This is a genomic window from uncultured Corynebacterium sp. (assembly GCF_946998835.1).
Classification (GTDB): domain Bacteria; phylum Actinomycetota; class Actinomycetes; order Mycobacteriales; family Mycobacteriaceae; genus Corynebacterium.
In genome coordinates this window covers 20456-34283 of the sequence record NZ_CAMQAZ010000026.1, presented here as the reverse complement: position 1 = coordinate 34283, position 13828 = coordinate 20456, and the positions used below count along the sequence as shown (strand labels likewise).

The 13828-nt window shown below is 60.6% G+C and carries 11 protein-coding genes; 7 read left to right on the top strand and 4 right to left on the bottom strand.

Annotated elements, in window-relative coordinates:
• Positions 1 to 133: 133 nt before the first annotated feature.
• From Q0U90_RS09205 to Q0U90_RS09195, 3 genes are all read right to left on the bottom strand, one after another.
• Complete coding sequence (locus Q0U90_RS09205) at positions 134 to 2578, bottom strand: AAA family ATPase (RefSeq protein ID WP_297453979.1); 2445 nt, start codon at positions 2576 to 2578, stop codon at positions 134 to 136.
• A gap of 267 nt (positions 2579 to 2845) precedes the next feature.
• Positions 2846 to 3757 (bottom strand): DoxX family protein, encoded by a 912-nt coding sequence (locus Q0U90_RS09200; RefSeq protein WP_297453976.1) that lies wholly within the window; start codon positions 3755 to 3757, stop codon positions 2846 to 2848.
• A gap of 143 nt (positions 3758 to 3900) precedes the next feature.
• Positions 3901 to 4608, bottom strand: a complete 708-nt coding sequence (locus Q0U90_RS09195; RefSeq protein WP_297453973.1) for an MBL fold metallo-hydrolase — start codon at positions 4606 to 4608, stop codon at positions 3901 to 3903.
• A gap of 139 nt (positions 4609 to 4747) precedes the next feature.
• On the opposite strand from Q0U90_RS09195, the gene uvrA reads away from it, so the two are divergent.
• Positions 4748 to 7600, top strand: a complete 2853-nt coding sequence (gene uvrA, locus Q0U90_RS09190) for an excinuclease ABC subunit UvrA (protein ID WP_297453970.1) — start codon at positions 4748 to 4750, stop codon at positions 7598 to 7600.
• Here the strand turns inward: uvrA and Q0U90_RS09185 are convergent.
• The gene (locus tag Q0U90_RS09185; protein ID WP_297453967.1) at positions 7593 to 9266 is read right to left on the bottom strand and encodes a DUF2339 domain-containing protein; all 1674 of its coding nucleotides are present in this window, start codon (positions 9264 to 9266) and stop codon (positions 7593 to 7595) included. The two genes, uvrA and Q0U90_RS09185, sit on opposite strands and share 8 nt — an antisense overlap.
• 143 nt (positions 9267 to 9409) lie before the next feature.
• On the opposite strand from Q0U90_RS09185, the gene Q0U90_RS09180 reads away from it, so the two are divergent.
• From Q0U90_RS09180 to pheS, 6 genes are all read left to right on the top strand, one after another.
• Complete coding sequence (locus tag Q0U90_RS09180; protein ID WP_297453964.1) at positions 9410 to 9682, top strand: hypothetical protein; 273 nt, start codon at positions 9410 to 9412, stop codon at positions 9680 to 9682.
• Positions 9683 to 10379: 697 nt separating this feature from the next.
• Complete coding sequence (gene infC, locus Q0U90_RS09175) at positions 10380 to 10931, top strand: translation initiation factor IF-3 (protein WP_297453961.1); 552 nt, start codon at positions 10380 to 10382, stop codon at positions 10929 to 10931.
• A 76-nt stretch (positions 10932 to 11007) separates the two neighbouring features.
• The gene (rpmI, locus tag Q0U90_RS09170) at positions 11008 to 11202 is read left to right on the top strand and encodes a 50S ribosomal protein L35 (RefSeq protein ID WP_005511726.1); all 195 of its coding nucleotides are present in this window, start codon (positions 11008 to 11010) and stop codon (positions 11200 to 11202) included.
• 77 nt (positions 11203 to 11279) lie between these two features.
• Positions 11280 to 11663 carry a 50S ribosomal protein L20 gene (gene rplT, locus Q0U90_RS09165; RefSeq protein ID WP_016422904.1) on the top strand — a complete coding sequence of 128 codons (384 nt, stop codon included), beginning with the start codon at positions 11280 to 11282 and terminating at the stop codon, positions 11661 to 11663.
• Positions 11664 to 11838: 175 nt separating this feature from the next.
• Entirely contained in the window at positions 11839 to 12669 is an 831-nt protein-coding gene (locus Q0U90_RS09160) for an RNA methyltransferase (protein WP_297453952.1), read from the top strand.
• Between the two features lie 99 nt (positions 12670 to 12768).
• Entirely contained in the window at positions 12769 to 13818 is a 1050-nt protein-coding gene (gene pheS, locus Q0U90_RS09155; protein ID WP_297453949.1) for a phenylalanine--tRNA ligase subunit alpha, read from the top strand.
• Positions 13819 to 13828: the final 10 nt, after the last annotated feature.

The following is a 13828-nucleotide window of genomic DNA, read 5'->3' as shown; positions in this document are numbered from 1 at the left end:
AGATCAACTGCTAAAAATCAGCCCAATCGGACACACTTTTTGAGCCTTAACCCTCTTTTTGCGCGGGTTGGGCGGGGGGGGGAGCGACGTAGGGTGGTAGTCGCTGGGGTGGCCAGCGGTGGTAGCCGTGAGGCTAGGCCCAATCCAGCTCGGGTAGATGCTCAGGGCGCTGCTTATCGACGACCACGAGTCCCTGGGTTGCCCGAGTCAGTGCAACATACAGGTCCTGTAGCCCCTGCGGCGATTGCGCCACAATCTGGTCGGGCGCGACGACGATGACCTCGTCGAATTCCAGGCCCTTTGAGGTCGTGATGTCGTAGACCGCGCAGCTGGTGAGCTTGCTGGCGCGAGCTCCGCCACCAAGAAACTCCCGCACCTCCGCGCGCGTGGCTTCGAGCAACTCTGCCGGGGCGATGACCGCGACCAGGCGATCCGGCTGCGCCACCCGCTCAACGTGCGCTAGCGCCTCCGTCATGGTGCGAGCCTGGACAGGCTTGCGACCGGTTGCCCGAATCGACTGCGGCGCCTCCAGCTCGGAATCAATCTGGGCCAGGACGCTGGCGGCAACTTCCATAATCTCAGCTGGGGTGCGGTAGTTGACGGTCAGCTCGTGGAGATGCCACCTCGAACCGATGATTGGTTCCAGCACATCGTCCCAGGTCGCGGCACCTGCGGGGGAGCCGGTCTGAGCCACATCACCAACGAGGGTCATCCAGCCGTTGGGGCTGCGGCGGCGCAGCATTCGCCAAGCCATCGCGGAGAGTTCTTGCGCCTCATCGACGATGACGTGGCCGTAGGCCCACAGGCGATCCGCTGCCGCTCGCTCGGCGGTGGATCGCAGATCGCGCTCGCGATGACGTTCAGCCAGTGCCTCGGCATCGATGACGTCATACGCAGACAAGATCTCGGCCTCGAAGCCGTCGTCAAGGTCCTGGGAAGCAGAACTGGACAGAGTATCCAACGCGCCCTGTGCTTCGTCGATGCGGGCCTGCCAATCCTCTTCATCGGCCTCCGCTTCACCAACCGGGCCGAGGAGCTCCGCCAGCTCGTCGAGAAGCGGGGCATCGGAAGGCATCCAGTCGGTGCCTTCCTGCCGGTAGAGAGCCTCGCGCGTCAGCTCGTCGTAGTCGCTGGCGGCGTAGTCGATGGCCTCGCGGGAACTCAGCAGCTCCGACAGCACCTGCTCGGGCGTAAGCGCAGGCCACAGCTCGTCGAGGATGTCGGCGACTGCTCCGGATTCGTCGATTTCGTCGCGCAGGTCGGCAACGTCGGTCACGGACAGCAGGTTCTCGCCGCCGAGCGGGTCGGCACCAATGACCTCGGCCATCTGTGCGGCCAGGAGTTCCACCACGTGATCCCGGAAAATCGGACGTGCCAGGTTGTGGGGTTTACGAGTCCTCCGCGCACGCGTCCGCGCGGCTTTCACCATTGCCGGCGTGATGGTCAGGGTGATGTTGTCGTTACGGACCTCAAGCGGCTCCGCGGGCAGCTCCTGGTAGGCCCGCACGGCCTCACGCAGGATTGTGAGCATTTCAATCGAGCCCTTAACTTCCTGCGCAACCAGGGGTTCGGGGTTGTGTCCGTCGATAAGCGCGTCGGAACCGCGCACGCCGGGGTAGAGGTCGGCGATGGTGGTCAGCACCACGCCGGTTTCGCCGAGGCTGGGCAGCACGCGCGAGATGTAGTCGAGGAATGTCGTGTTCGGGCCGATGATGAGGACGCCGGTTTTCGCTAGCTGATCGCGGTAGGTGTAGAGCAGCCATGCGACGCGATGCAGCGCCACCGCCGTCTTGCCCGTGCCGGGCCCGCCTTGGACAACCAAGGTGCCGCGAGTGGAATCGCGAATGATGAGGTCCTGTTCGCGCTGAATGGTCTCCACAATGCCGCGCATATGGCCGGTGCGCGCTTGATTCATGACTTCGCGCAGCACCGATTCGCCACCGACACCCGCCTCAACTTCGGTTTCGGGTGCGCTGTCGGCTTCCTCGCCGGAGAGCCATTCGTCGTCAATACTGCGAACTTTGCGGCCGTGCGTGCGCAGGTGCCGACGCAGGCTGACGCCCTCGGGATGGGCGGTCGTGGCCAGGTAAAACGGACGCGCACCATCGGCACGCCAGTCCATAATGACTGTACGGTAGTCGTCGTCTTCATCGGACAGGCCGATTCGCCCGATGTATCGCTTATCGACGCTCGCCCCCGGCCCTTCCGCTGCCAGAGGATTGTCGGGGTCTGGGTCATCGATATCGATGCGACCAAAGACCAGGCCTATCTCGGCTGAGCGGTAGCGGCCCAGGTTAGCCTGTAGTCGGTGGTATTCCACCTCGCGTTCAACGCGGGCTTGCGGGTCCGGGTCGTCGATGAGCATGACCTGGCGTAGGTATTCCTGGTCGCGCTCGCGTGCCCGGTCGAGGAAGCTGAAGGCGCGGTCGACGTAGGCCTGTTCGGCAGCGAGGATGCTTTCTTCTTCTCGCTGTGGTGCTGAACTGGCCTGGTCCGGCAGACCTGCCTGGCCAATCTGGGCAGTGCGGTCAATGCGGCCTGCCTGGTCCTGTCCGGGCTCGGATGCGCGCGACGCCAACCTGGTCTCCTCAACGGTTCGTAAAAGTGGTGTTAATTGGTGTGCGCAGGAGCATGCGCACAAGCTAATGCAGAAAGAATATAAAAATGTGAAAACGCTCCACACACGCAGTGGCGTGGGGAGCGTTTAAGTATACCGCCTGGGCTGTCGCAGCGATTTTACTGCAGACGAGTGTGGGCTACTTTGGCTATTCAGGCCTGCTGGCTAGCGAGCCTAGCTAGCCGACCCTACTGGCGACCCAGGTTCCGAACCTACTGGCGGCCCAGCTTAGCGAGCGGACTTGATAGCCTTCTCAGCCTTCTTCGCGCGCTTGTGGGCCTGCTTCTGAGCCTTCTTTGCGGACTTCTTGGCCTCCTTGGAAGCCTTCTCGGCGCGCTTGCGCAGTTGCTTGCGCTGCTTGCGGGAATCCTTCTTGAGGTCCTTGCCCAGGTCCTCGGCGTAGTCGCGAGCGTCCTCAGCGAGCTCGGTGGCCTTGGCGATCCAGTCGTCCTTGTTGTCCTCGACGTAGCTCTTAGCGGTGTCGAAGGCATCGGTGACCTGCTCGCGCCAGCCGTCCTTGTTCTCCTCGACGTATTCACGAGCCTCATCGGTGGCCTCAGAAGCGCGGTCACGGAGCTGGCCGGCCTTCTCGCGGACGTTGTCGCCGGCAGAAGCGAAGGCGGCGCTGATTTCCTCGGAGCGCTGCTCGGCCTCAGACTTGGTCGGCAGTGCGGCCTGCACCTTCTTGTTCAGCTGCTTGCCAGCCTTCTCGGCGCGCCAAGCGACGCCCGGCTTGCCGTCGGTGTCGGCGGTAGCCAGGAACAGGCCGCCCAGCAGGCCGACGTTGGTGAGGAAACCAGTACGGCGAGCTGCCTTTTCCTTCTCATCCTGGGTCTCCCAGAATGCGTGGCGAGCCAACATCGTCGGAATCTGTGCGGCGACCAGGGCGGTTGCGGACAGGCGCGGAGCCTTACCGAGCGCGTAGAGAGAACCAGCGGCAACCTTGGTGCCAGCGATGGCCTGGACGACCGTCTTCTCGTTGCTTGGCACGTACTTGATGTACTGGTTAGGGGTTACGGAGCGGACGCGGGCAATCAGGTCACGTGCGCCCTCTTCATGATCCTGCTGGTTCATCAGTGTGTCGACACCGTCGGCAACAAAAACCGAGGCCAGCATTGGGCGGGCAAACTTGCGAATCATCTAAATTCCATCTCCTTTGTCGTCCAGATAGGACCGTGTTTGTGGCCATCTGGTCGCTGTAATTCACTATTAATCCTACGCAGCCCGGCCTATTTATGTTGGGGGAACGGCGAGGTTTTCAGAAGCTACTGCGGCACCCAACGCTACCAACCGCGCTCGCGCCAGTTATCCACCTCAGGGCTTTCGACACCGACCGTGGTGTCTTTGCCGTGACCGGGGTGAATCACCGAGTCGGTGGGGTAGACGCGGAAGACGCGGCTCTCGACATCGTCGATAAGCTGCGTGAAATCCTCGGGGGAATACGTCTTGCCGACGCCGCCTGGGAAAATGCTGTCACCGACGAAGAGGTGGTGTGATGGGGCGTCGTCGGAAAGCGCGCCTGCTTCCTTGGCGGACAGGTCGAGGCAGAGGCCGCCTTTTGTGTGTCCGCGGAGGATGAAGGTGGTTAGCGTGATGTCCTGGCCGAAGTCAATTGTTTCACCGCCGTCGAGTTGCTGGTCGGCGGGCTCGGGGATGGCTGGGGCATCGAGGCTGGAGGTGATGTGGCGGGCGGGGAAGGCCTGCAGGAGCTGGCTGAGGGCTTGGACATGATCGGCGTGGGAGTGAGTGGTGACAATCGTGCGGACCTGCGCGCCGACGTGCTCAACCAGGCGGACTAAGTGGTCGGCGTCGGTGGCGGCATCGATAAGTAGAGAATTGTCGGGCTCACGGGAGTCGACCAAAAGGTAGACGTTATTTTCCATCGGGCCGACGGAGGTCTTATAAATGGTGACATCGCCGTAGTCAATGCGCTCAACGCCGCGCGTGCTCGGCGAGTTGGAGTAGGGGCTGATTGTAACGTCGTCGTTCATGCGCCCCAGGGTAATGAGGTGGCTGTCGGCGCGCTAGGAACGCGACGTAACCGCGAGTCTCTGAACACATGTGCGAAAAAATCGCTGTGGCCTGTAGACTGGTCGGGAGTAAATCGTCGACGAATTGAGGTTTCCCACTGTGGCTGAACGTCTAGTGGTCAGAGGCGCCCGCGAGCACAACCTGCAGGGTGTTGACATCGATTTGCCCAGAGACAAGATGGTGGTTTTCACCGGTCTGTCGGGTTCGGGTAAATCGTCACTGGCATTTGACACAATTTTCGCCGAGGGCCAGCGCCGCTATGTGGAGTCGCTGAGCTCCTATGCGCGCATGTTCCTGGGGCAGATGGAAAAGCCCGATGTGGAGATGATTGAGGGGCTTTCGCCAGCGGTGTCGATCGACCAGAAGTCGACGAACCGCAACCCGCGCTCTACGGTCGGCACGATTACAGAAGTGTATGACTACCTGCGTCTTCTCTTTGCGCGTACAGGTACGCCGCACTGTCCGACCTGTGGGGAAGTAATCTCCTCGCAAACTCCGCAACAGATCGTCGACCAGGTCATGGAGATGCCGGAGGGCACCAAGTTCCAGGTCCTGGCACCCGTCGTACGCACGCGCAAGGGCGAGTTCGTCGACCTGTTTGAGCGCCTCGCATCCGAGGGCTACGCCCGCGTCATCGTCGATGGTGAAATGCATCGTCTGACTGATCCGCCGAAGCTGAAGAAGCAGGTCAAACACGATATTGACGTGGTTATCGACCGTCTTCAGGTAAAGGATTCGCAGCAGCGCAGGCTCACCGATTCCGTCGAAACGGCGCTTTTGCTTGCCGACGGCGTCGTGGTCATCGACGCCGTTGGGTTAGAGGCAGACGATCCGCGACGTACCCAGCGGTTCTCGGAGAAGATGGCCTGCCCGAATGGGCACCGCATCTCTATCGACGAGTTGGAGCCGCGGTCGTTTTCCTTCAACTCGCCCTATGGGGCATGCCCTGAGTGTGACGGTATCGGCACCAAGCTGGAGGTGGACACGGACCTGGTCATTCCAGATCCGTCGCTGCCTGCAATCGAGGCAATCGCGCCGTGGCGGCAGACGCTGAATAAGAAGTACTTTGAAAAGCTGGTCGAAGGCCTTGCCACCGAGATGAGCTTTGACCCGACCGTGCCTTTCGAGGACCTCACGGCACCGCAGCGCAAGGCTCTGTTGCACGGTTCCAGCCACAAGGTCACGGTGCGGTACCGGAACCGATACGGTCGCACGCGCCAGTACACCGCGCCTTTTGAAGGCGTGATGCCGTACCTGCACCGCAAGCTGTCGCAGGCGGAGAGCGAGTCGCAGAAGGATCGCTTCCAGGGGTACATGCGTGAAGTGCCGTGCCCGGCATGTAGCGGCACTCGTCTGCGTCCGGAGATTCTTTCGGTGACGCTGGATTCGGCGGAGTTTGGGCAGAAGAATATTGCCGAGCTCACTGAGCTATCGGTGCAGGATGGTTCGGCGTTCCTCAATTCGCTGACTTTGGGTAAGCGTGAGGAAATGATCGCCGGTCGTGTGTTGCGCGAGGTGCAGGCTCGCCTGAAGTTCCTCCTGGATGTCGGCTTGGACTACCTGTCGCTGTCGCGCTCGGCGGGCACCCTGTCTGGTGGTGAAGCACAACGAATTCGTCTGGCCACCCAGATCGGTTCGGGGCTTGCCGGCGTGCTCTATGTTCTGGATGAGCCGTCGATTGGCCTTCACCAGCGGGATAACAACCGCCTGATTAAGACGCTAAAGAACCTGCGCGATCTGGGCAATACTCTGATTGTGGTCGAGCATGATGAGGACACGATTCGCGAAGCCGATTGGCTGGTCGACATCGGACCAAAGGCCGGTGAATACGGCGGGCGGATTGTCTACCAGGGCGAACCATCGGGCATTGTTAACTGCGAAGAATCGCTGACAGGCGCGTATCTCTCGGGCCGTCGAGTGTTGGCAGTGCCGGAGAACCGCCGTGCGATTGATAAGTCGCGCATGGTCACGGTCAAGGGCGCTCGCGAGAACAACCTGAAGAAGATTGACGTGAAGTTCCCACTCGGTGTGCTGACCTGTGTCACAGGTGTTTCCGGTTCGGGTAAGTCCACCCTGGTCAACGAAATCCTGGCCAAGGTGATGAGCAACGAGCTCAACGGTGCTCGTCAGGTGCCGGGTCGTCACAGCCGCGTCGAGGGGCTAGATCAGCTGGACAAGTTGGTGCAGGTGGATCAGTCGCCGATTGGCCGCACCCCGCGCTCCAACCCCGCGACGTACACCGGCGTGTTCGACAAGATTCGTAACCTCTTCGCCGAGACGCAAGAGGCCAAGGTCCGCGGCTACAAGCCCGGTCGCTTCAGCTTCAACGTCAAGGGCGGTCGCTGTGAGGCGTGTAAGGGCGACGGCACCATCAAAATCGAGATGAACTTCCTGCCGGATGTCTACGTGCCCTGCGAGGTCTGCCATGGCGCGCGCTACAACCGCGAAACGCTGGAGGTTCGCTACAAGGGCAAGACCATCGCCGAGGTGCTGGACATACCCATCTCAGAGGCGGCGGAGTTCTTCGAGCCGATTCAGTCGATTGCGCGTTATCTCAATACGCTTGTCGACGTCGGCTTGGGCTATGTCCGCCTCGGGCAGGCGGCGACCACGCTCTCGGGTGGTGAGGCTCAGCGTGTGAAGTTGGCCAGTGAGCTGCAGAAGCGCTCCAATGGTCGAACCGTTTATATCTTGGACGAGCCGACAACGGGTCTGCACTTCGAGGACATTCGCAAGCTGATGCTCGTATTGCAAGGCCTGGTGGACAAGGGCAACACCGTCATTGTCATTGAGCACAATTTGGATGTCATCAAGTCTGCGGACTGGATTATCGACATGGGGCCGGAAGGCGGCTCCGGCGGTGGCACCGTGGTTGTGGAAGGCACGCCGGAGGACGTCGCGAAGTGTTCCGGTTCCCACACTGGCCAGTACCTGAAGCCGCTGCTTAAGTAGTCGGGTCGTTTCTGTCGGCATCCCCAGGGCTGTTGGCGTGGGGGACATCTTCCCGCTCGCCAGCAGCCGGGACAGCATCGGCGGCACCGGCAACACCAGCAGCGTCGGAATCGTTGGCAATGGCGTTGTCGTTCACGTCCGGTTTCGCTGGCTCCTCGGCATTCTTCTGCTTTGCCCCGGACACAGCCATGGCCAGCAGAATCAGGCCACAGCCGAGGAAAGCCAAGGCTCGGATAACGCCATCGAGCGTGGCCATGTCGTAGAAGATCAGCTTGACGATAGACAGTGCCGCAATCGTCAAGCCCGCCGCCAGCCGCGCCGGAATGTGGTGGAACCTCTTTGACAGCACCAGCATTCCGGCGATCGTTGCCCAGAAAATGCTGAGCAACATGTGCGCGGCGTTGAAGCTCACGCCAATGGTGGTGAGCAACACGATAAAAGGCATACCCAACGCAGCCAGGCCAATCAGCGCAAACGCCGGTGCCAGCTGCGACCTCGCTGCCGCCACTGCCAGACCGACATCGGCGCACAGCAGGAACAACAGCGAAAGCGACTCTGCCAAGCTCGCCGGGTAGTCAGTTGCAACACTCGCATTCAACGCTGCGGGCAGGATGTAGAGGTGTACCACCGTTGCGCAGAGTAGCCAGGTCAGCGCCGCAATCTTTGTATACGACCCAACGGCATCCCGCGTCGGTTTAGGGGCCTGGAGTCGCGCACCAATCTCGCCGTGCTTGGATGCCGTGGCCAGTGCCCAGACGAACAGTGCGGCACCGATGGAAACCGGGATGAGACCCCAGGTCTGATTTCCAGTACCGGCTCCCTCGGCGCCCTCCGGGCCTGCCACTGCGAGCGCGAGCCAGGGAAGAACCGCCGTGGCCAGGGCCATTGGCGCGAGAAAGCGGAAGACATCACGATTCCAGATGAATACCGCAGCAATACCAACGAACAGCGCAAACCCGCCGTAGAACAGCAACCAGAGGCTGGATGTGGACTGCGTTGCGTTGACTGTCGGAACCGCGGCTATCACCGGAGATGAGAAGGCGACTATTGACGTGATGGTGAACGAGAAGTCTTCCGAGGTGGTGGTTTCCGAAGGCTCGTCGTCAAGCATGGACTTGAACTGGCGCGCCAACGCCAGCGGTCCAAACTGGGCGAATACGAACAGGGCGATGGTGAGTGCGGCGACTACCGGCATCACCAGCGCATTGTGGGTTGTGGTGATGCCGATGAGGATGTTCGCGCCCAGCAGGAATGCGACGACGTACTTCTGCAAGGGGAGCTTCCAGAAGCAGACGATGGCGGCGATGATCATCAGTTGCAGGGTGATTTGCGCGAGCGAGGAGCTCAGCGGTCGGGCGTGGAAGTAGAGGCCGCTTGTCGCCCACAGCATCAATCCGGTGTTGATTGTGATTGTCCACGCCGCGGCAGCGCTTGATTTCGTCCACCGCGCCCCGTAGAGACCGATGGCGGCGAATGGCAGCATGATGACAAGTGTTGCTGCCACCGGGATCCAGTCGACGAGGAAGGACATTGACATCGTCGTCAGGTGTGCGGCGGCTAGCGATGTTGCGATTAGTGCTGTTACGCCAGCAGGCGGTGCTTGACGACGGTGCGCTCGCACAGCCGCGACCGCGAGCACGGCGGCCAGCAGGTATGCCAAGACCACACGACCGATTGGGCCAATCAGGCCCGATTGGATTGCAACTGCGACGAAAAAGGCGATACCGGCAGCGGTGATGAGACCGCCGAAGATGGCAATGATTTTGATGATCGCCTTCTCATTGCGCCACCAAGGGGCGCGAGGCTCGCGTGGTTCGAGCGGGGGTTGTGGCAGGCTTGGCGCTGGGGAGGACTGCGGCGGGTAAGGCCGTGCTGGGGATGGCTGCGGCGGACCTGGATTCCGACGCCATTGATGGGCGGAGGGGAAGCCGAACTGCTCTGATTGAGCGTGCTGCTGCGGTTGCGGTTGTGGCGGTTGCGGCGGCTGCGGTTGCGGTTGCGCCACTCGCGGCGGCATCTGCCCAGGTTGTGGCTGCCAATGAGCGTGAGGCACCTGTGAAGGGTGTGGCTGCGGCGAGATAGGTCCTGGTGCCTGCTGCACTTGCGGTTGAGGCCGGGGCATCTGGTGGGGTGCAGGCTGCGGCATGTGGGACGCAGAAGACACCTGCTCAGTGGCTTGCTCGGCGGTAGGATTGGTCACCTTCTCGGTGGCCTGTGAAAGACGCACCTGCCAGGTGTGGGTAAGCTGCGCCAGCCGAAGAGAACTGGCTTCCAAGTCCGCTAGAGCATGGGAGAGCTCTGTGACGGAGTCCCCAGTCAGGACGAAATCGCCGCTAGGTCGATTTTCGTTCGGTCGATCTGTATGTCGGGCAGGGGCATCGTTAGGATTGCTGTTGTCGGCTTTAGGGCCAAAGCCGTTGGAGCCAGTAGTCATGGTGACGACTTTAATCGTGTTTGGCTCGAAAACTACGGGAAAAATCTACCAATCTGATTACAAATCTGATTTTGGTATGCGAGAACGCCTGTGTTAGTATCTCGTCTACGACCGCCAGAATGTGATGGTTGCTGCCTTCGGGGAGCAATTAGCTGCATTCGGCAGCGAAGAGGATTTAAGTCCCACCCTTGGTGCGCCAAAGAATTACGGTAGTGCCGGGGTCCACCCTAATCGGTGATGTCACATCGCACGATTGGAAGGCGTCCTTATACAGTGTGTAGTAATCCGCTGTAGACGCGTGGCTTTTCTTCCTTTCCCGCTTGCTATCGCGGTTTGAAACGAAGATTGTTCAGGTTCAACCTAGGAGGCCACATCAGCGCTGAAGCTCGTATTAACGAGGATATTCGAGTACCGGAAGTCCGCCTTGTAGGACCGAACGGTGAGCAGGTGGGCGTTGTCCGTACCGGTGACGCACTCAAGCTCGCTTACGAAGCAGACCTTGACCTGGTTGAGGTTGCTCCGCGAGCAAAGCCGCCGGTCGCCAAGATTATGGACTACGGCAAGTTCAAGTACGAACAAGCCCAGAAGGCACGCGAGGCTCGAAAGAACCAGCAGCAGACTGTGGTCAAGGAGCAGAAGTTCCGTCCGAAGATTGATGACCACGACTACGAAACCAAGAAGAACAACGTTGTTCGTTTCTTGGAGAAGGGTTCGAAGGTCAAGGTCACGATTATGTTCCGTGGCCGTGAACAGTCTCGTCCAGAACTGGGATTCCGCCTGTTGGAGCGTCTGGCCGCCGATGTCGAAGAGTACGGCGTCGTTGAGTCGCGCCCGAAGCAGGACGGTCGCAACATGACTATGGTCCTGGGGCCGGTTCGGAATAAGGGTAAGAAGTAACCGACCTGACCAGAAATGGTTGTAAACGAAATCTTTGCGCCACGAGCGTCGAAGATTGGTAGGGGAGAGTTTTAACATGAAGCAGAAGACCCACAAGGGCACCGCAAAGCGCATCAAGGTTACCGGTTCCGGCAAGCTGCGCCGCGAGCAGGCTAACCGCCGCCACCTCCTGGAGGGCAAGCCGTCCACTCGTACCCGTCGCCTGAAGGGCACCACGGACGTTGCGAAGTCGGACGTCAAGCGCGTCAAGCGTCTGCTGGGCAAGGCTTAATTTTTCAAGCCTCGTCCCAGGGCAATCGCCCTCTTAATTTCACTAGTTCTTAAAGACAACGAAAAGGAAGTATCACCGTGGCACGTGTGAAGCGGTCTGTTAACGCTAAGAAGAAGCGTCGCGAAGTTCTCGATTCCGCAAAGGGCTACCGTGGTCAGCGCTCCCGCCTGTACCGCAAGGCCAAGGAGCAGATGCTCCACTCCAAGACCTACGAGTTCCGCGATCGCCGCCACCGTAAGGGTCAGTTCCGTCGTCTGTGGATTCAGCGCATCAACGCTGCTGCCCGCGCTAACGACATCACCTACAACCGCTTCGTCCAGGGCCTGAACCTGGCTGGCGTTGAGGTTGACCGTAAGAACCTGGCTGAGATGGCTGTCAACGACCCGCAGGCATTCGCTGCTCTGGTCAAGGTCGCTAAGGACGCCCTGCCGGAGGACGTCAACGCTCCTGCTGCTAAGTAAGGCAGTTACGAGGTAACTCGTACGTAGCGTCGGCAAGCGCCTGCGAATGGCAGCGTCCTTGCCAACTTCTTTGAAAAACCACCGTCGATTGGGTTTGTGGATAACCCCGACGGTGGTTTTTCGTATCCGCCCTCGCAGTTATGAATCCCGATCCGCACCACTAGGATTAGTCACTATGAACTCTGCGCTGTACTTCAACGACGAGCCGTTTACTCCCCGCACTCCACGAGTCTCGGCGGCTATTCAGCTCCACCGCGCGGCCAAGCGTAAGAAGGCCGGACGCTTCCTCGTTGAGGGCTTCAACTCCGTCGACGCAGCTATCCGCGCAAAGGCCGTCGTAGAAATCTTCGTCACCGCAGCCGCCGCCGAGCAGTTCCGCGAGCTGCTCACGGGGTATCTCGAATCGGGGACGCAGCGCAAGTCCGTATCGCTAATCGACGACTCCGCCGCCCGCTCTTTAAGCGAAACCGTCACCACCACCGGGCTCTTCGCCGTCTGCGACACCAGTGCGGTGTCCACCTCGCTGGAGGCGGCCATTGAAGCCGGAAAACAGGCCGGCTGTCTGGTTATCCCGGTCGAGTGCAACGACCCGGGCAATGTCGGCACAATCGTGCGCATGACTGATGCCCTTGGAGCTGGTGCGGTGATCCTCGCTGGCGATTCGGTTGACCCGTTGAACTCTAAGGCCGTGCGTTCTTCGGCGGGGTCTGTCTTCCACACCGCGGTTGCGCGGGAGCGTGATATCGACGTGGTTATGGAGAAAGTCAGGGAAGCGGGCTTTACCACCCTCGCCACGGCGATGGACGGCACGCTCACACTTGGTGTTGATGCACTTCCCGGCGGTCCCGTCGCCTGGCTTTTCGGAAATGAAGCACACGGCCTATCGGAAGAGGTCACGGCTTCGGCCGGGGCCAGTGTGTCCATCCCGATTCAGGGCAAAGCGGAGTCGTTGAACCTCGCTACCGCAGCGGCCATGTGCCTGTGGGAGACAGTTCGAGGTAAGTAGGAAAACCTCGATGGAGAGGCGCGTGCACGTGTGCAGTTATCCTCGACTATGATTGTTCCATCACATGAACTGATAGTCCTATATAGAAGTGGTTGACACGTGAGCGATTCGCCAAATCCTATCGATCTTTCCGAGGACGCCCTCCAGGCGGCTGCACAGAAGGCCGCGGACGCCTTCGATGCTGCCAACAACCTGGATGAGCTTTCTGCCGCCCGTCGTGAGCACTTGGGGGATGAAGGTTACATTCCGCAGGCTCGCCGCGCGCTGGGCTCCATTCCGAAGGCTGAGCGCAAGGATGCTGGTCGTCGCGTAAATGTTGTTCGCGGAGGCGTCGAGAAGCACTATGCTGAGCGTCTTGCGGTGCTGGAGGAAGAGGAAAACGCGCGTCGTCTGGTCGCGGAGCGTATCGACGTGTCGGTGGACACCACGCGCAGCCAGCGCGGCGGTATGCACCCAATTACCATCCTGTCCGAGCAAATCGGTGACATCTTCGTCGGTATGGGCTGGGAAGTTGCTGAGGGCCCGGAGGTAGAAGCCGAGTACTTCAACTTTGACGCACTGAACTTTCTGCCGGATCACCCGGCTCGTACCCTGCAGGATACTTTCCACATTGCGCCCGAAGGCTCCAAGCAGGTGCTGCGTACGCACACCTCTCCGGTGCAGGTTCGCACTCTGCAGTCGCGTGACCTACCGATTTACGTTATTTGCCCGGGCCGTACCTTCCGTACCGATGAGCTCGACGCCACCCACACCCCGGTCTTCCACCAGGTGGAGGGACTCGCTGTGGACAAGGGCCTGACCATGGGGCACCTGCGCGGCACGCTGGATCACATGGCCAAGGCCCTGTTCGGCCCGGAGACCAAGACCCGTATGCGCACCAACTACTTCCCGTTCACCGAGCCGTCCGCTGAGGTCGACGTCTGGTTCCCGAATAAGAAGGGCGGCGCAGGCTGGATCGAGTGGGGCGGCTGCGGCATGGTTAACCCGAACGTGCTGCGTGCTTCCGGCATCGACCCGGAGGTCTACTCGGGCTTCGCGTTCGGCATGGGCCTGGAGCGCACCCTGCAGTTCCGCAACGGCCTGACCGACATGCGCGACATGGTCGAAGGCGACGTCCGCTTCACTCAGCCGTTCGGTATCCGCGGCTAATTCACTGACC

Coding starts and splice junctions, on each gene's coding strand:
- Q0U90_RS09200 (WP_297453976.1), bottom strand. CDS start 3,757: ATGATTCGCAAGTTTGCCCGCCCAATGCTGGCCTCGGTTTTTGTTGCC.
- Q0U90_RS09195 (WP_297453973.1), bottom strand. CDS start 4,608: ATGAACGACGACGTTACAATCAGCCCCTACTCCAACTCGCCGAGCACG.
- rpmI (WP_005511726.1), top strand. CDS start 11,008: ATGAAGCAGAAGACCCACAAGGGCACCGCAAAGCGCATCAAGGTTACC.
- Q0U90_RS09160 (WP_297453952.1), top strand. CDS start 11,839: ATGAACTCTGCGCTGTACTTCAACGACGAGCCGTTTACTCCCCGCACT.